Origin of the sequence: Caloranaerobacter ferrireducens, assembly GCF_001730685.1 — a bacterium.
Taxonomy (GTDB): domain Bacteria; phylum Bacillota; class Clostridia; order Tissierellales; family Thermohalobacteraceae; genus Caloranaerobacter; species Caloranaerobacter ferrireducens.
Map to the genome: position 1 here is coordinate 16,582 of NZ_MDJR01000011.1, position 19,022 is coordinate 35,603.

Here is a 19,022-nt window from a genome sequence, read left to right on the forward strand (position 1 = left end):
ATCTCCATTTATGAATATTCTATAACTTGGTTACATACATTTCAACAGAAATTTAAAAAAATCTCAATAAATTCCATGTTCCTTAATTGTTTCCAGATTGGCATTCATAGAAATAAGCGTCTTTAAGACGCTATTTTACAACTTTTTCAACTAATTCTTCAGCCTCTACCTCACAAATATCTTTAGCTAATACTATTTCACTTATTAATATTTGTTTTGCATTACTTAACATTTTTCTTTCTCCTGTAGATAATCCTTTCTCTCTTTCTCTTATCATAAGATTTCTAACTACACTAGCAATTTCATATATATTACCACTTTTTATCTTATCCATATTTATTCTGTATCTTCTATTCCAATTTTGAGGCATTTTAGTTCTATCGTCAGCTAACACAGCTAAAACTTGTTCAACTTCCTCACTATCAATTACTTCTCTAATCCCGATTTCATCTACATTATCTACAGGAACCATAACTTTCATATCACCCATTGGCATTTTCATAACATAATATTTTCTTTTTTTACCTAAAATTTCTTTTTCCTCAATTGCCTCTATAACACCAGCACCATGCATGGGATAAACTATTTTATCGCCAATACCAAACATTATACATGACCTCCCAAAATTATACATTACATTCTAATTATAGTATACAATACACCTTTTTGATTGTCAAATTTAATATTTTACCATATGCAAGAAATAGTTGTCAACTAAGTTCTTATTCAAATTTTTTGTTTAATTTTCCGAATTTTCTTTATATTATGACTTAAACCAATTGACAAACTATTATTTTTATAAGTATAATTAAGTTAAAGATAATACAGTAATTGAGGTGATTACATGCCAAACGACTTGTTGTGTGATGAGTTTCAAGACATAGTTTCAGAAGTTCTAATTAGACACAAAAGTATATTAGATATTATTACAAAATTAGAAGAATCCAATGCAAGAATTAACCGTGCTCTAATTAAATCTGTAACTTCTTGTGGATGTATCTCTATAAATGCTAAAAAACAAGAATACAGTCACGAAAGTTTAGAAAAAGCAAAAAATACTATAAGTAGTCATTTAGAAGGGAAAATGTGTGACTCTTGTAGAGAAAAGATTGAAGAAGAACTGGGTAAACATCTGTTTTACATTGCAGCTTTATGTAATTCATTAGATCTAAACTTTTATGATCTAATAATTAAGGAATATAAAAAATTAGACGCTTTAGGTATATATACTCTAAGATAAAATTTAAAGGCTAACAGCTGTGCTGTTAGCCTTTCTAAATATGTCTATCTAAAAGTGATTGCTCTTGCACTCTTCTTAATCCTTCCTTAATAGCTCTAGCTCTTACCTCTCCTATACCCTCTACTTTATCTAAATCTGAAATTGAAGCTCTAAGTATTTCTTGAAAAGAACCGAACATCTCTATTACATTTTCTAACACATTATAAGGAAGGCGAGGAATTTTACTCAAAATCCTGTATCCCTTAGGAAATATATTTATGTCTAAGGAATTAATACCTCCATCATATCCAAGTATCTTAGCAATATTAGTTAAATCTAATAGGTCTTCTGAAGTCAGATTACTTATAGATTTTTTTACTTCTTCAAAGTCTAATCCCTCAACTATATAATCTTTTATTATATTTATACCATCTTCTTCAACATCTCCCGTTAACTCTTCTAATTGCATACTTATCAATCTACCTTCGTTTCCTAGTTCTAATATATACTTATCAATCTCTTTAACAATTCTCATTACCATTTCTGTTCTTTGAAGTACTATAGCTACGTCATATACTGTTACCAAATTCTCAAACTCAAGTGCACTCAAATTAGCCAAAGTCTGGTCTAATACTGACTTATACTTTTCTAAAGTTTGAATAGCTTGATTAGCTTTAGACAGTATTTCACTTACATCCTTTAATACATATTTATAGTTGCCTTTATATAAAGTAATAATATTTCTCCTCTGCGATATAGAAATAACTAATTGGTTAGTCTGTTTAGCAACTCTTTCTGCTGTTCTATGTCTTATTCCTGTCTCTTTTGAAGCTATAAATGGGTCTGGCATTAACTGCGCATTTGCATAAAGTATTTTTTTTATATCATGACTGATAATAATTGCCCCGTCCATTTTAGCTAACTCATATAGATGAGCAGGCGTAAAATCACTATTTATATTAAAGCCGCCATCTACTATACTCAAAACTTCATCACTATCTCCTACTACTATTAATGCTCCTGTTTTAGCTCTAACTATATTCTCTAAGCCTTCTCTTAAAGGCGTTCCTGGAGCTAATATTTTTAACGATTCGAATATTTCATTATTCCTAATATCCTCTTCTCTCATAGCAAATTAACCTCCTAAACATATATCCAACGCATCACGTATATTATTTACTCCTATTATATTCATATCAGTTTTAATATTTAAACCCTTAAGGTTCGATTCAGGTACAATTGCCGTCTTAAATCCTAACTTACTGGCCTCATTAATCCGTTTATCTATAAATGAAATACTCCTTAACTCACCAGCTAATCCGACCTCTCCCATAACTACAGTTTTTGAATTAATCTCAACATCCTTAAAACTGGACGTTAGTGCACAAATTATCCCTAAATCAGCTGCTGGTTCTTTTATTTGAATACCTCCCGTTACATTAATATATGCATCCATATTATTAAACTCTAAACCTATCTTTTTTTCCAAAATAGCTATCATCAGTATAACTCTGTTATAGTCCACTCCTGTTGCAATCCTTCTTGGCATACCAAAAGCAGTATAACTCACTAAAGCCTGCATTTCTATAAGCATTGGTCTTGTTCCTTCGATACTAGGAACTACAACATTTCCTGATGCATTAATGGGTCTACCTGATAAAAGCATTTCAGAAGGATTTATTACTTCTACTAATCCTGAATCTCGCATTTCAAATATTCCTATCTCATTCGTAGAACCAAATCTGTTTTTTACTGCTCTTAAAACCCTATAAGTATGATGACGCTCTCCTTCAAAATATAAAACTGTATCAACCATATGCTCCAAAACTCTAGGACCAGCTATTGCACCAGATTTAGTAACATGCCCTACTATAAAAGTAGCTATTTCTCTTTCTTTAGCAACCTTCATAAGCATAGATGATATTTCTCTAACTTGACTTACACTTCCTGGAGCAGAAGATATATTAGGAGTATAAACTGTTTGGATAGAGTCTATAATAAGTACTTGCGGCTTAGTATCTTTTATTACATTTAAAATTATTTCTATATTAGTTTCTGCTAATATAAATAAATCTTCTCCACTAATCCCTAGTCTGCTTGCTCTAATCTTAATTTGCTTTGCCGATTCTTCCCCTGATACATATAATACTTTATACCCTTTAAGTGAGATATTATTTGCTGTCTGTATTAACAAAGTTGATTTGCCAATTCCAGGATCGCCTCCAACCAATATAAGTGAACCTTTTACAATTCCTCCGCCCAATACTCTATCAAATTCTTTTATATATGTAGAAGTTCTAGCTTCGTTTTTTATTTCAACTTCTTTTAATCTTTGTACTTTGGTAATACTAAGTTCTAATGGTTTAGTTTGTAAACTTTTTTCATAAAATTCTTCAACAAATGTATTCCATTGTCCACAGGAAGGGCATTTACCAAGCCATTTAGGAGTCTCATATCCACATTCCTGGCAAATAAATTTAGTTTTTATTTTAACCACTAAAAAACCTCCTAGACCTCTCATTTTAATTATTAACTATTTTTTAAACAATTATAGTATATTATTTAAATATTAGCAACAAAAGAAAAAGGAAGGAAAAAAATTATCCTTCCTATTCTTTATTAAAAGTCAATTTTTCACCATCAAAATCTACTACAATATTATCGTTTTTAGAAATATTTCCTTTTAATATCTCCTCTGATAATTTATCTTCAATCAATTTTCTTATGCTTCTCTTAAGAGGTCTTGCTCCATAAGTTGGGTCATAACCTTCTTTAGCCAAGTATTCTTTAGCTTTTTCTGTAACTTTAATATTTACATTTAAAGCCTTAAGTCTCTTTTCCAAATCCTTAACCATTAAATCTACAATTTGTTTAATATGTTCTTCATTCAGTGAGTGGAAAACAATAACTTCATCTATTCTGTTCAAAAACTCAGGTCTAAATGATCTTCTTAACTCATCCATAATATTTTCTTTCATTTTCTCGTACTCTTCTTTTTCTTGATCTTTTTGTGCTGCAAATCCTAAAGTCTTCTGTTTTTTAATTGTGCTCGCTCCAACATTTGAAGTCATTATAATAACAGTGTTCTTAAAATCTACTACCCTACCTTTTGCATCGGTTAATCTACCATCATCTAAAAGCTGCAATAGAATGTTAAATACATCTGGATGAGCTTTTTCAATCTCATCAAATAATATTACTGAATAAGGTTTTCTTCTTACTTTTTCAGTTAGCTGACCTCCTTCTTCATATCCTACATATCCTGGAGGTGAACCTACTATCTTTGATACAGAATGTTTTTCCATATATTCAGACATATCGACTCTAATCATTGCATTTTCATCACCAAACAAAGCTTCAGCCAATGCTTTTGATAACTCTGTTTTTCCAACACCTGTAGGTCCTAAGAATATAAATGAACCTATTGGTCTATTAGGATCTTTAAGACCTACTCTAGCTCTTCTTATTGCATTAGATACAGCTTTAACAGCTTGCTCCTGACCTACTACTCTTTGATGTAATATTTCCTCCATTTTAAGCAATCTTTCAGACTCTTCTTCAGCTAGCTTTTTAACTGGTATTCCAGTCCAACTTGAAACTACCTGTGCTATTTCTTCATATCCTACTTCTGTTGATTTTGATTGTTTTTCATGTCTCCATTCTTCTTTTCTTCTTTCTAATTCTTCTTTTATTTTCTTTTCTTCATCTCTTAATTTTGCAGCTTTCTCAAAGTTTTGAGTACTTATTGCTTCTTCCTTTTCTTGATATAATTCTTCTAGCTTCTTTTCAAGCTCATTTAAATCTGGTGGTGCAGTAATAGACTGTAATCTAACTCTTGAAGCCGCTTCGTCTATTAAATCGATTGCTTTATCTGGTAAAAATCTATCTGTAATATATCGGCTAGATAGTTCTGCAGCCGCTTTTATAGCTTCATCTGTTATCTTTACTCTATGATGAGCTTCATATTTATCTCTTAAACCTTCAAGAATCTTAATTGTATTCTCAATTGTCGGTTCTTCTACTATAATAGGCTGAAATCTTCTCTCTAAAGCAGGGTCCTTTTCAATATGTTTTCTATATTCATCTAAAGTAGTTGCTCCTATAGCTTGTAATTCACCTCTAGCTAAAGCTGGTTTTAAAATATTAGATGCATCTATTGCACCTTCAGCAGCTCCAGCTCCAATAATTGTATGCATTTCATCTATAAACAGAATTATGTCTCCTGATTTTCTTATCTCTTCCATTACTTTTTTTAGTCTATCTTCAAACTCTCCTCTATATTTAGCTCCTGCAACCATTGATGCCAAATCTAAAGTTACAACTTTCTTATTTTTTAATATTTCTGGGACATTACCTTCAACTATCTTCTGTGCTAATCCTTCTACTATAGCTGTTTTTCCTACTCCAGGCTCTCCAATTAGGCATGGATTATTTTTAGTTCTTCTACTTAATACTTGTATAACTCTTTCTATTTCTTTATCACGACCAATAACTGGATCAAGCTTTTCTTCCTGCGCTAATTTAGTTAAATCTCTACCATACTTATCTAAAGTAGGTGTCTTTACATTCCCTCTATGATTTGCTTTTTGCCCATGTCTATTAAATGAATTATCTAGCATACTGAGTATTTCTTCTCTAGCTTTTGATAAATCTATTCCTACTTCCTTTAATATAGTAGCTGCTACCCCTTCACCTTCTTTAATTAGTCCTAATAATATGTGCTCTGTTCCTATATAGTTATGTCCCAAACTTTTAGCTTCCATAAGACTTAATTCAAAAACTCTTTTTGTTCTAGGAGTAAATCCTAGTAATTCACCTTCTTCATTTCCATATCCGATTAAATTAATTATTTTCTGTCTTACTTTATCTAAATCAACACCAAGGTTTGTGAGTACCCTAGCTGCTATCCCTTCTCCTTCTTTTATCAATCCAAGTAGTAAATGTTCTGTACCTACATAATTATGTTTAAGCTGTTTGGCTTCTTCCTGAGCAAATAAAATTACTTTTTGTGCCCTTTCTGTAAATCTTCCAAACATAGCCATATTATACACCTCCTACTATTTTAAATATTCTCTAATCATTTCAGCTCTTTTTATATCTCTTTCTTTAGCATTTAATTCTTTACCTGAATATTTTTGAATACTAGCTGGTTGTGACAAGATCATCAAGTTATTAATTTTGTCTAAATCTATATCATTAATAATACCCATTTCTATACCCATTCTTACATCTGACAATAATTTCATAGATTCTTTTGATGTTATTATTCTTGAATTCTTTAATATTCCTAAAGATCTATATACTATATCTTCTACCTCTATTCTTTTTGTGTTCATCAGCCTTTGCCTTGATTCTTTTTCCCGACTAATAATCTGAAGTACAATTTTTTTCAGCTTTTCAATAATTTCCTCTTCAGTTTCGCCTAAGGTTGTTTGATTAGAAATTTGGAACAAATTACCTAATGCATCAGTTCCTTCACCATATAATCCTCTTACAGTAAGACCTATCTGATTTACAGCCTGAAGAACTTTATTTATATGACCAGTCATTACTAAACTAGGAAGATGCAGCATAACTGAAGCTCTCATTCCAGTTCCTACATTAGTTGGACATGAAGTTAAATACCCTAACTTTTCATCAAAAGCGTACTTTACATTTTCTTCTATAATATCATCAATTTTACTACATAAATCCCAACTTTCTTCTAGCTCTAAGCCAGGAAGTAAAACCTGTATTCTTATATGGTCTTCTTCATTTATCATTACTGTTACTTTTTCATCTTTCCTCAGTAAAAATGCACTTCTTTCAGGCTTAGCAATTAACTCAGGACTAATAAGATGTTTTTCTACAAAAATCTGTCTTTCTAAAGGTGAAATATCTTTAGTTCTAAAAAAATCAAATTCTCTTGATAAGATTGTATTCCCTTCAATTATTGAACTTCTTACTCTATCTATCACTTTATTAGCACTTTCTGTATTAAGCATTTGTGGAAACAGAAAATCTTCAATATTTCGTGCCAGTCTAATTCTAGTACTAACTACTATATCATTCGTTTTATCGTTTCCTTGTAACCATTTAGCCATCCTAATCACCTCTACTTTGTATCTATTTGAGCTTGAAGCTCTCTAATTTGATCCCTTATTTGAGCTGCTTTTTCATACTCTTCATTTCGTACTGCAATTTCTAACTGATTCTTGAGTCTACTAATTTCTTTTTTAATCCTTATCACGCCACCAGCTCTTCTGGGAACTTTTCCTATATGATTTCCATGTCCATGTATTCTTTTAAATAGAGGTATTAGTTTTTCCTTAAATGAGTTGTAGCAATTACTGCATCCAAACTTACCTGTCTGTCTAAACTTACTATAAGTTAAACCACATCTATCGCATTTTGTACTTGTAATATAATCTATTTTAAAAGGACTATCCTGTACATTATCTAAATCTAAAAGTCCTGTTAGAAAATTGTGTATTGAAAAAGATGTATCAAATTCAAATTCCTTATGATTTTTAGCACATTCCTCACATAAATGAAGTTCTGTTACATTGCCATTTATAATTTTTGTAAAATGCATAGTCGCTTCTCTTTTTCCGCAATCATCACAAAGCATAAAACCCCTCCTTTTCTCATCATTCTACTAACATAAGAAGCATATCTTTAAGTATACTTGCTCTCAATTCATTCTTAAACTTTGGTACAATTCCTAAAGCCCTGTCACTTAAAGCAGATTTCATTAAATCAGCTTCTCGATTTGTTATAAACCCTTTTTCAACGAACGTATCTATCAACCTATAAGCTCTCATCTTTGTAATAGAATCACCTATAGTATTTACTATAAGATTTCTAATGTAACTATCATTATTAATGTTTAATTTAATTATTTTAATATAGCCTCCTCCACCTCTTTTACTTTCTATATAATACCCTTTATCTTGAGTAAATCTCGTTGCTAAAACATAATTTATTTGAGATGGAGCGCAGTTAAAATATTGAGCTAATTCGTTCCTCTGTATTTCAACAGTCTCATTATCCGTTTCTTCCAAAAGTCTTTTAATAAATTCCTCTATAATGTCGCTCAGTCTTGACATTATATCACCTCTTTGACTTTGACTTTCTTTGTCTTTCACTGATATTTTACTATCTTAATTCCATATATTTCAACATTAGTATTATCTTTTTCTTGTTCATATATTAGAATTATTATTCATTATTTTAATTTATGTAATAATTACTAAATATTACTTAATTTTTTTCAAAATTATAGGTCAATCTAAGCGATTGACCTTAAACTGTCAACGAACTTATTTTTTTAATATCTATGAAAATAACAAAATCTTCAATTTAAATAAATCAAGGAAGATTTTGTTGAAATCCATTTTGGAAATTATATTTTAAATTACCCACGATTTAATAAGGTTAATAATTTCCTTATGGATTATAAAAGTGAATGCTTGAAAGAATTTAGTGAAAAAAACTAGGTGAAAATTTTAAAGAAAATCCGTAGGCTTAGCATGGACGCTAAGCCAGCTTCCAGAGTTAGGACGACTCATTGGAAGCGTTAGGATTTTCTAAAAATTTGAACCTTTAGTTTTTTCTAAATTCTTTCGCCTGAACACTATTTTCATAGATAATTTAATTTGTCAACAATCTCAGATCAATCGAATAGATTGACCTTCAATAAATTTAATATTTAGTTATATCTTCAATACGATTCACAGCTCTATTTTGTTCTTCAAAACCTGCCCATCCAAAAGTTGTTGCCATCCACTCACCATAAGCAGTTTTATCTACAAGCATTGATTCTATTTCATCATCTTTTTTATATATATCTATTTTTCTCTGATACTCTAAACCTGATCTATTTTTATTATAATCTCTATTTGTACTCATCTAATCTCCTTTCTTTCTGTGAGCTATTAATTTATATTTCTTTCCCATATGATCCCCTTTTGGTAAAACCTCAAAACCATTATTTTCTAAAGCTTCTCTTATAAATCTTGACTGCGCTGCATCATTACTATCCATAGTTATTACTAATTCATCATTTTCATCAATTTTACCAATAGTATTTAGTAGTTTAGTAATACTATTTAAACCTAGCTCTCTATCAAAATTTATATAATAATCAGCCAAATTGTATCCTCCTACCAATAAAATTAATTGAATAACTTTTAAACAGATATTAAACTACTTATTAAAAACTAATTTATATTAATATTTTTTGTATAGAAAAATCATTTATACTACAATATATTTAGAAAAAACACCCGCATTATGCGGGTGTTTTAAATTTTTTCTATAATATCCATTTTTTTGTTTTATTCTTGTGAAGCTTTAGCTTCTTCAATAATTTTTTCACTTAGATGAGGTGGTACTTCTTCGTATCTTGCAAATTCCATTCTAAAGCTAGCTCTCGCTTGAGTCATTGATTTTAAATCTATTGCATATTTAAACATTTCTGCCTGCGGAACTTCGGCTATTACTAATTGACTACCATCTTTTTGTGGTTCCATACCTAAAATTCTACCTCTTCTTTTATTAAGATCTCCCATAATATCTCCCATATATTCTTCTGGTACAAGTACTTCAACTCTCATAATTGGTTCCAATAAAACCGGATTAGCTGCTTGCATACCCTTTTTGAATGCTATCGCTGTAGCCATTTTGAAAGCCATCTCTGATGAATCGACAGTATGATAAGAACCGTCATAAAGTGTTGCTTTAATGTTAACTACAGGATAACCAGCTAAAACACCAGACTCAATACATTCTTTAAGTCCTTTTTCAACTGCTGGTATATATTGCTTTGGTACAGCACCTCCGAAAATCTCTTCATTAAATTCAAATTCTTCTTGACTTGGTTCAAATCTGATAAAAACATGACCATATTGACCGTGACCACCAGTTTGTTTTTTATGCTTACCTTCAGCTTCAGCTCTTCCTTTTATAGTCTCTCTGTATGGAACCTTTGGATCTTTTAGTTCAACTTCAACGCCAAATTTATCTTTAAGCTTATTTATTATAACACTTAGATGCATATCTCCTTGACCGCCTAGAAGTGTCTGCTTAGTTTCTTTATTGTAAAAAACTTTGAAAGTAGGATCCTCTTCAGTCAATCTATGCAAACCAGAACCCATCTTATCTTCATCGCCTTGTGACTTAGGCTCCACAGCTAAGAATAATAAAGGTTCAGGAAACTCTATACCTGGATACTTTATAGGGCTGTCTTTACTGCATAGTGTATCGCCTGTATAAGTATTATTTAGCTTAGCAACTGCACCAATATCTCCTGCTACTAGTTTATTTACTTCTATTTGCTCTTTACCTCTCAATATAAATATATTACCCATTTTGAATTTAGTATCTTGTGTTGTATTAAGTACTTCATCATCTTTATGAATTTCTCCAGATAAAACTTTAAATAGTGAAATTTTTCCAACATAAGGGTCTGCAATTGTTTTAAATACTAATGCTGAGAATGGTTCGTTACTGTCTAATTTCCTTTCGATTGTCTCTCCAGTATTAGGATTAATGCCTGTATTTATCTCAACGTCATTAGGTGACGGTAAGTAATCCCATATCATATCCATTAAAGTCTGTACACCTATATTTTTTGTAGCTGAACCACATAAAACAGGTATCAAATCTCCATTTAAAACTCCAGTTCTTAGTCCTTTATGTATTTCCTCATCAGTAAACTCTTCACCTTCAAAATATTTTTCTAATAGCGCCTCGTCACTTTCAGCTACTGACTCAATTAACATTTCTCTTAGAGGCTGTATTTTATCTTCAAGCCCCTCAGGAACATCCACATCAAAGCATTTTATTTCATTTTCATCATATTTTCTAGCTTTCATATCAACTATATTTATAAGACCTTTAAAGTCTTCCTTTTCTCCTAAAGGTACTTCAAAAGGTACAACTGCTTTACCAAATTTCTCTCTCAATTGATTAATTACCTTATCAAAATTAGCATTTTCCTTATCCATCTTATTAATAAATATAAAAGCAGGTTTCTTAGCTTCTCTAATATATTTCCATGCCTTTTCTGTTCCGACCTCAATACCTGATGATGCATCAACTAATATAACTGCGCCGCCAGCAACAGCTAAAGCACTTTTAACTTCCCCAACAAAATCAAAATATCCCGGAGTATCTAGTACATTTAATTTGTGTCCTTTCCATTCTATAGGTATTAAAGATGTGTTAATAGAAATTTGTCTATCTTTCTCTTCTTTGTCAAAGTCAGATACAGTACTACCATCTTCTACACGTCCTATTCTCTTAATAACCCCTGTTGTAAAAAGCATTGCTTCAGTTAAAGTTGTTTTTCCACTCCCTCCGTGTCCTAGTAAAGCAATATTTCTGATTTTATCGGTCCCATACACATTCATAACGCATTTTCCCCCTCAAATTTCTGTTTTTTTAATTTTCTGATTATTAATAATATTCTACGATATACAACAAAATCCTTTTTAATCATTAATTTTTTTATAATTTCCGTTTATGAATATAGGCAAAAACCACCTTATAATTATTTAATCGAAGGTTTTGTTCTATTAAAAATATGTCCAATAATATTATTTCTATTCCAAATTTTTTATAATCCATAGAAAATTATATTCCTTATTAATTTATAGATAATATTAAATATAATTTTCGTAATGGATTTCAATAAAATCTACATTGTAATTGTTTTTAAATCAAAGATTTTGTTCTAATTCATAGGAAATTGCATAAAATTTTTTGATTAATTTTAATATTAAAGATTTTGCTTACCTTATATGTTATAATTGAAATTGATAGAATTTTAAATATTTTTCAGGGAGGGTGTAATAAATGACTTTAACTTTTAGAGATGAACTAAAAGATTTACAGGCATACAAACCAGGGAAGCCTATTGAAGATGTAAAAAGAGAATACGGTCTAGAAAAAGTAGTTAAATTAGCATCTAACGAAAATCCACTAGGATGTTCTCCTAAAGCAATAGAAGCTGTTAAAAAAGCGGCTGAAAATTTAGCTCTATATCCAGATGGAAATGCTACTTTATTGAAAGAAGCACTTGCAGAAAAAACAGGACTTAAAACAACTCAAATTTTACCAAGCAGTGGTTCAGATGAAATGGTTGATATTATTGCAAAAACTTTTATAAATAAAGATGATGAAGTTATAATGGCTGACTTGACTTTCCCTAGATACATAACTACAACTAAAATGATGGGTGGAAAGCCTGTAATAGTACCTCTTAAAGATTGGACTTATGATTTAGAAGGTATGAAAAAAGCAATAACTAATAAAACAAAGTTAATTTGGTTATGTAATCCAAATAATCCTACAGGAACAATGTTTACTGAAGAAAAGTTACTTGATTTTCTAAAAAATGTACCTAGTAATGTAGTTGTAGTATATGATGAAGCATACAATGAGTATGTAACAAGAGATGATTATCCAAAAAATAGTATTAAATTACTTGAAGATTACCCTAATTTAATTATTTTGAGAACGTTTTCAAAAATATATGGATTGGCTGCACTAAGAATTGGATACGCTCTTGCTAGTGAAGAAATAATCCATAACATGAATAAGATCAGAGGACCGTTTAATGTAAACAAATTAGCTCAAGTTGCTGCATTAGCGGCTCTTGAAGATGAAGATTTTATCAAAAAAACCTATGAATTAAATAAACAAGGAAAAGAATATCTATATAAAGAATTTGAAAACTTAGGATTAGAATATGCTCCATCTGAAACAAATCATATCTTTGTTAATGTTAAGCGTGATGCTAATGAGGTTTTCATAGAACTTCAAAAGAGAGGCATGATAATTAGACCTATTAAAGATACATGGGTAAGAATAACTATCGGTACTCCTGAGCAAAATGAGTTATTAATAAAACTTTTAAAAGAAGTTATATAAACTTAAGCCATTACCTTATTGGTAATGGCTTAAGTTTGTTGTTAAAGTAAATTGTTTATGAAACTAATGCTTATACGAAAAAAACAAATTCTTTCAAGCATTCGTTTAATATTTAGAAATTAGTTTGCCAACAAAACATAAAGTTTAAACCCTACTATATATTAACTGTTGTACATATTATAACAGTCCACATGCTTTTTGTGGACTGTCTTGAAATATCATGTTAGTAAAAGTCTTATATCCCTAAATCTGTAAATTCATCTATATATTCTAACATTTGTTTTCCTAACTTAATAACTCTATCATCTTTGTTCTCTAATCCCCATACCAAGTCAGCTAACCCCATCTTTATACAGGTTATTTTAATTTGGAGTTTCATATCTTTAATATCATTTAACCCATATCCTCTAAAAAATGCTTCTTTTCCCTTAGGTGATTGTGGAAAGTAACGTTCAAAAAGTATTGTGAAATTATCTGCTGGTATTCCCCAAAGCATATTTTCAAAATCTATCATTCCAATGAATTCTCCATGCTTATTAATCAACCAATTGTTAGGAGTCGAATCCCAACTAATAGGAACAGGATGAGTACTTTTAAATATATCTACATTTTCAATTGCCCACTCTGCTAAAAAAGACTCCTTAGAGTTAAAGCAATTTAGTTTTTTACCTTTTTCATATAAATCTATAAGTGATTTTTTTATATAGTAAACAGGGTCAGTATGATGAAATATCTCAATTGGGTTCCCATTGCAGTCTGGTCTTCCAAAATAGGTACCTTTAAATTTTGTATGTAATAGTTTAGTAAGTTCCCCAGCTTTATAATATGCCTCTTCTTCCTGTTTTCGAGACAGATTTGCTTCCCTCATTGTTACACCATCTAAAGATGTTATCAAAATTCCTTGCCAATCGTCTCCTTCAAAGCTTTCAATCAATTCTGGAGCATAGGGTAAAATCTCTGAAATCCAATTTCTATAAGCAAAAACTTCTGGATGCCATCTACTTTTCCTTGAATGAGTTTTTACATAATAACATCTTTGATTCAATAAGCTTCTAATTTTCCATACACCTGTTCTTTTACTTCCTTCTCTGTGATTTATTAAAATTTCATATTCCCCAATATTCTTTATAATTCTTTTATGTAATTCATTAGGTTGTATCAACTTTATTATCCCCCTTTATAACATTCCATTTATAGTCATTAATTCATTAGATATATCAGCTTGTATCATAGTACGTTCATGTTACGTTAGTAGCTTTATCCCCTAATAATATTTCCAACATTAATAAACTACTTATTAACTAAATAAGCCATCTAGGATTGTAAATTGATTTCTATGTTCCCTAGATGGCTTATTAGCTATTTAGTATTAAAAATTCATTATTAAAATTGGTGATATTAATACCTATTATAATATTTAACTGTTATAAATATTTCTTCCCAACTTTATTTTACTAATACATTAACCACATTTAGAATATCCGCAACTTCTGCAAACCATACATCCACCTTCATGTTCTACTTTACTTCCACATTCAGGACACTTGCTGCTATTATCCTCAAAGCTAGCTGATATTTCTCCCATTGCAGAATTTATCTTTTGTGAATTAGTATATATTGGTTCATCTATTTTTTTAACTTCTTGCTCTATTTCCAAGGCAATATCGTTTACTGCCTGATCTTCAACTTCAACATAAGTACTCATTACCCTTTCTAATGCCTTACCTATAGCATCAGGACATGAAAGCACTTTAATATCTTTATTTGTAGCTCTTTGTCTTAACGTTGAATGACATCTTATTCCCTTTAATTGCTCAATAATTGATTTTACATCTAAACCTGATCTTAATGCTATAGATATAAGTCTACTTGTTGCTTCACTTTGACTTGGACATCCTCCTGCTCTTCCAAGATTAGTGAAGACTTCACAAATACCTTTATCATCATAATTAACTGTAATGTATAAATTACCGCATCCTATTCTTACCTTTTCAGTAATACCTTTTGTAATTTCAGGTCTCATTCTAGGTTTTATTTTTACTTCTTTTTGTTCTTTTTTATTTTCGTCTTTGTCTTTTGCAGTACTTAGAACTTGATTAGCTCTACTTCCATCTCTATATATTGTTACACCCTTGCACCCTAATTTATATGCTAAAGTATATACTTCTTTTACATCTTCTTGTGTTGCCTCATTTTTAAAGTTAACTGTTTTAGAAACTGCATTATCTACATGCTCTTGGAAAGCAGCCTGCATTTTAACATGCCATAATGGTGATATATCATGAGCAGTTACAAAAACCTTCTTTATATCTTCAGGTATTTCATCTATATGAGCTAAAGAACCTTCCTCAGCTATTCTTTCCATAAGTTCTTCAGAATAGAAACCTCTCTCTTTTGCAATCTTTTTAAATAAAGGATGTACTTCTATTAACTTATCATTATCCATTACATTTCTAATATAGGATACAGCAAATAAAGGTTCAATTCCACTGCTAGCACCTGCAATAATACTTATAGTTCCAGTAGGAGCTATAGTAGTTCTTGTAGCATTCCTAATTTTTATGCCTTTTTCTATATAAATACTTTTATCATATGCAGGAAAAACCCCTCTTAATTCAGCTAATTCAATAGATTTTTTAGTAGCTCTTTCGTTAATAAATTTCATTAAGTTATCAGCTAAATCTACAGCTTCTTGTGAATTGTAAGGAATCCCCAAATAAATTAAAAGGTCTGCAAATCCCATTACTCCTAATCCAATTTTTCTAGTACTCTTAGTCATTTCTTCTATTTCTGGTAATGGATATCTGTTAACATCTATAACATTATCTAAAAAATGAACAGCCTTATCTACTATATTACCTAATTTCTCATAATCAATTTCATATCCATTTGGTCCTTCTTTAATCATTTTAGATAAGTTAATAGAACCTAAATTACACGATTCATAAGGAAGTAATGGCTGCTCGCCACACGGATTTGTACTTTCAATTTCACCTAAACCAGGAGTTGGATTAAATTTATTTAATCTATCTAAGAAAACTATTCCTGGTTCTCCGTTAGTCCATGCCATCTCAACTATTTTATTGAAAACATCTCTAGCATTAAGTTTACCTTTAACAGTTTTAGTATTAGGATCTATAAGCTCATAATCTTCTCCTTTTTCAACTGCTTCCATAAATTTTTCTGTTATACCTACACTAATATTAAAATTAGTAATTTCATTATTATCCTTTTTACATTCTATAAATTCCAATATATCAGGGTGGTCTACTCTAAGAATACCCATATTCGCTCCTCTTCTTGTCCCACCCTGCTTAACTGCTTCTGTAGCTGAATTAAAAACTTTCATAAAGCTAACAGGTCCTGATGCAACTCCACCTGTTGATTTAACAGTAGAACCTCTTGCTCTCAATCTTGAAAAACTAAAACCTGTTCCTCCACCAGATTTATGTATTAAAGCTGCATTTTTAATAGCATCAAAAATCCCTTCCATTGAATCTTCTACAGGTAAAACAAAACATGCAGAAAGCTGTCCTAACTCTTTTCCTGCATTCATTAGTGTTGGTGAATTAGGTAAAAATTCAAGATTTACCATCATATCATAAAATTCTTTTTCTATCTTATGTACATTACTATCTTTATTATATAATAAATCAGCCTTTGCAATATGATGTGCTACCCTTTTAAACATCTCATCTGGGGTTTCAATAACATTACCTTCTGAATCTTTAGTAAGGTATCTTTTCTCAAGTACTTTCAAAGCATTATCTGTAAGATTCATTAAAGCACCTCCGTACTATATATAGTATATATTATATATTTACTACAATATATTGTAGCACTATATAATTCTTGTGTAAAGTAAATATTTATTTCACAAAGAAAGGCTAGAGCTACTCTAGCCTTCTACTGATCAACTGTATCATTTGTATTTTTCTCAAAACCTGCTCCTGTATATCTATTACTTGCATTCCAGAATATCCATTCTTCAAGACCTGCATCATATACTGCTTTTATTTGAGCTCTTATTTGTTCAGGTCCATAATTAATATAATGTTCTCCATAAAGATTTTTCAACCAAGGTGCAGAAAAATCTTGTAACCAAGGTCTTATAATAGCCTTTGCTTCTTCTGTTTTTATATTATCTATTCTTGCCTTAGCTCTAGATAAACTTGTATAAACTATTTTATATGGTTCAGAATCTGGATAAGCAACTCCATAAGAACCAAGAGCATAATGAGACGGATAAACCATTGGGCATAATATATCTGCACTAGTAGCTAGAGTTTCTAAATGCTGCCCTATTCTCATATCATCTTTTGCTGTTGTAACTAACCCAAAAATATCTGCAGAAACATATACTCCTTTAGGTTCTAATCTTTCTTTTGCATATTTTAGAAATTCAGCAATTATTTCAGCTTTTGTCTTTCCAATGCTCTCTTCTCCATAGTCTATAATAGACCTATTGCCATCAGTAGGAAACCTTACATAATCAAATTGTATTTCCTTAAATCCCATTAAAGCAGCTTCCTCAGCTATCTTTATAGGATACTCCCAAGCCTCGCGATTATATGGATTTAACCATGCATTTCCGCTATTATCTCTCCATACTTTTCCATTTTTTGTCTTAATAGCTAAATCTGGTCTCTTTGTACCAGCAAGTCTATCTTTAAAAGTAACTATTCTTGCAATTGGATAAATATTATTTTCTCTCAATATAGACATTTTTTCATAAAAATTATCTACCTTAACCTGCTTGTCCGCTCCAATTTCATTAACCATATCCACATTAGATTTATATGTTAAACGCCCTAAATCATCTTTTACATCTATAACCATTGCATTTAATTCTGTTGTTTTTACTAAATCTAAAAGTTTATAGAATCTTTTATCATAAGCCAAAGTATTGCCTGTTAAATATATTCCTTTCACTTTAATTTTTTCTTTATATACTCCCCAATTTGTAGCTGGCTGAACTAAATAATTTATATATTCCAGTTCTAGATTAGCAGACATTTTTTCAATCTCAGGTTTTCCCTCATCAGCATAATAGACGGAAACAAAATTAAAGAAAAACACAACAAAAACCATTAACACAACTGTTATTAATACTAGTGACTTTTTTCTTACTATCATCCTTTTCACCTTTCCCAAATTATTTATCTTTATGTACTCATAAATAAAGGAGTCTACTGACTCCTCAACAGTATTTCTAATATATCCTTTAATGTCTCTTCGGCATATTCCCCTTTTCTATATTTCCTCATAGCAACTATTATATTAGGCTGATTACCTTTAGATATAATATCTTTTATCTTCTTTGGGTGTTCAACAAAACTACCAAGTTCTTTAAAATTCTCATCAAAAAATACAAAAGTAGGTATCTTCACTCTATCTTCTTCACTATATTTAATAAAAAAGTCTTCATTGCCATCTTTTTCTACTATCGAAATATCAATATTATCATTATATTGTCTTATTTTTTCTAAAACAGGTACATTTATCATACAATCTGGACACCATATCTCAGCACAAACAAGAACTTTTATTTTTTTATCAATGCTCTTTACTTTATTTATTAAATCATCATTTAATTTTATTTTATTTAGAATTTCCAAAGTTTTCTCTCTATAAGTATCTTTATCTTTATTTACAAACTCATCAAATGAAACACCTTTGTCATAAAGACAACTTGCATCCATCTATATACCCCCACCTTATATAATTAAACAGAAGAAATAATGATAATTTTATATTTTCAAATGAAGATTTTATTATTAATTTTATTTGGTGATATACAAAATTATAATATATATTTTAATTAATTACAACTTGTATTAAGTGGTAGGTTTTTTTCAAAAAATAAAAAAATCCGGCAACGACCTAC

16 protein-coding genes are annotated in these 19,022 nt (G+C 30.3%); 2 read left to right on the plus strand and 14 right to left on the minus strand.

Annotation, left to right across the window (positions count from 1 at the left end):
- Positions 1 to 130 precede the first annotated feature (130 nt).
- Positions 131 to 607, minus strand: a complete 477-nt coding sequence (locus BFN48_RS11465) for a CarD family transcriptional regulator (RefSeq protein WP_069651021.1) — start codon at positions 605 to 607, stop codon at positions 131 to 133.
- A 237-nt stretch (positions 608 to 844) separates the two neighbouring features.
- Here BFN48_RS11465 and BFN48_RS11470 point away from each other — a divergent pair, with 237 nt between their 5' ends.
- On the plus strand, positions 845 to 1,240 hold the full coding sequence (locus BFN48_RS11470; protein WP_054871722.1) for a nucleoside triphosphate pyrophosphohydrolase family protein: 396 nt from the start codon (positions 845 to 847) through the stop codon (positions 1,238 to 1,240).
- 34 nt (positions 1,241 to 1,274) lie between these two features.
- On the opposite strand, the gene disA is transcribed toward BFN48_RS11470, so the two are convergent.
- From disA to fusA, 9 genes are all read right to left on the minus strand, one after another.
- On the minus strand, positions 1,275 to 2,348 hold the full coding sequence (gene disA, locus BFN48_RS11475; protein WP_069651022.1) for a DNA integrity scanning diadenylate cyclase DisA: 1,074 nt from the start codon (positions 2,346 to 2,348) through the stop codon (positions 1,275 to 1,277).
- 6 nt (positions 2,349 to 2,354) lie between these two features.
- Positions 2,355 to 3,716 carry a DNA repair protein RadA gene (gene radA / locus BFN48_RS11480; RefSeq protein ID WP_069651023.1) on the minus strand — a complete coding sequence of 454 codons (1,362 nt, stop codon included), beginning with the start codon at positions 3,714 to 3,716 and terminating at the stop codon, positions 2,355 to 2,357.
- Positions 3,717 to 3,828: 112 nt separating this feature from the next.
- Complete coding sequence (locus BFN48_RS11485; RefSeq protein WP_069651024.1) at positions 3,829 to 6,261, minus strand: ATP-dependent Clp protease ATP-binding subunit; 2,433 nt, start codon at positions 6,259 to 6,261, stop codon at positions 3,829 to 3,831.
- Positions 6,262 to 6,276: 15 nt separating this feature from the next.
- The gene (locus BFN48_RS11490) at positions 6,277 to 7,302 is read right to left on the minus strand and encodes a protein arginine kinase (RefSeq protein WP_069651025.1); all 1,026 of its coding nucleotides are present in this window, start codon (positions 7,300 to 7,302) and stop codon (positions 6,277 to 6,279) included.
- 11 nt (positions 7,303 to 7,313) lie between these two features.
- Positions 7,314 to 7,829 carry a UvrB/UvrC motif-containing protein gene (locus BFN48_RS11495; protein WP_069651026.1) on the minus strand — a complete coding sequence of 172 codons (516 nt, stop codon included), beginning with the start codon at positions 7,827 to 7,829 and terminating at the stop codon, positions 7,314 to 7,316.
- A 19-nt stretch (positions 7,830 to 7,848) separates the two neighbouring features.
- On the minus strand, positions 7,849 to 8,307 hold the full coding sequence (locus tag BFN48_RS11500; protein WP_069651027.1) for a CtsR family transcriptional regulator: 459 nt from the start codon (positions 8,305 to 8,307) through the stop codon (positions 7,849 to 7,851).
- 595 nt (positions 8,308 to 8,902) lie between these two features.
- Positions 8,903 to 9,109 (minus strand): hypothetical protein, encoded by a 207-nt coding sequence (locus BFN48_RS11505; RefSeq protein WP_054871715.1) that lies wholly within the window; start codon positions 9,107 to 9,109, stop codon positions 8,903 to 8,905.
- On the minus strand, positions 9,110 to 9,352 hold the full coding sequence (locus BFN48_RS11510) for a hypothetical protein (protein ID WP_069651028.1): 243 nt from the start codon (positions 9,350 to 9,352) through the stop codon (positions 9,110 to 9,112). It lies immediately after the preceding gene.
- Between the two features lie 185 nt (positions 9,353 to 9,537).
- Positions 9,538 to 11,613: an elongation factor G gene (gene fusA, locus BFN48_RS11515; protein ID WP_069651029.1), complete on the minus strand. Its 2,076-nt coding sequence runs from the start codon at positions 11,611 to 11,613 to the stop codon at positions 9,538 to 9,540.
- Positions 11,614 to 12,058: 445 nt separating this feature from the next.
- Between fusA and hisC the strand changes: the two genes are divergently transcribed.
- On the plus strand, positions 12,059 to 13,135 hold the full coding sequence (hisC, locus tag BFN48_RS11520) for a histidinol-phosphate transaminase (protein ID WP_069651030.1): 1,077 nt from the start codon (positions 12,059 to 12,061) through the stop codon (positions 13,133 to 13,135).
- A 235-nt stretch (positions 13,136 to 13,370) separates the two neighbouring features.
- Here hisC and BFN48_RS11525 read toward each other — a convergent pair whose 3' ends face one another.
- The 4 genes from BFN48_RS11525 to BFN48_RS11540 all read right to left on the minus strand — a co-directional run bounded on the left by BFN48_RS11525 (position 13,371) and on the right by BFN48_RS11540 (position 18,837).
- Positions 13,371 to 14,297 carry an aminoglycoside phosphotransferase family protein gene (locus BFN48_RS11525; protein WP_069651031.1) on the minus strand — a complete coding sequence of 309 codons (927 nt, stop codon included), beginning with the start codon at positions 14,295 to 14,297 and terminating at the stop codon, positions 13,371 to 13,373.
- 300 nt (positions 14,298 to 14,597) lie between these two features.
- Positions 14,598 to 16,916, minus strand: coding sequence for a vitamin B12-dependent ribonucleotide reductase (locus BFN48_RS11530; RefSeq protein ID WP_069651032.1), 2,319 nt, complete (start codon positions 16,914 to 16,916; stop codon positions 14,598 to 14,600).
- Between the two features lie 125 nt (positions 16,917 to 17,041).
- Positions 17,042 to 18,271 (minus strand): putative glycoside hydrolase, encoded by a 1,230-nt coding sequence (locus BFN48_RS11535; protein WP_083238919.1) that lies wholly within the window; start codon positions 18,269 to 18,271, stop codon positions 17,042 to 17,044.
- 53 nt (positions 18,272 to 18,324) lie between these two features.
- Positions 18,325 to 18,837, minus strand: coding sequence for a thioredoxin family protein (locus tag BFN48_RS11540; protein ID WP_069651033.1), 513 nt, complete (start codon positions 18,835 to 18,837; stop codon positions 18,325 to 18,327).
- Between the last annotated feature and the right edge of the window lie 185 nt (positions 18,838 to 19,022).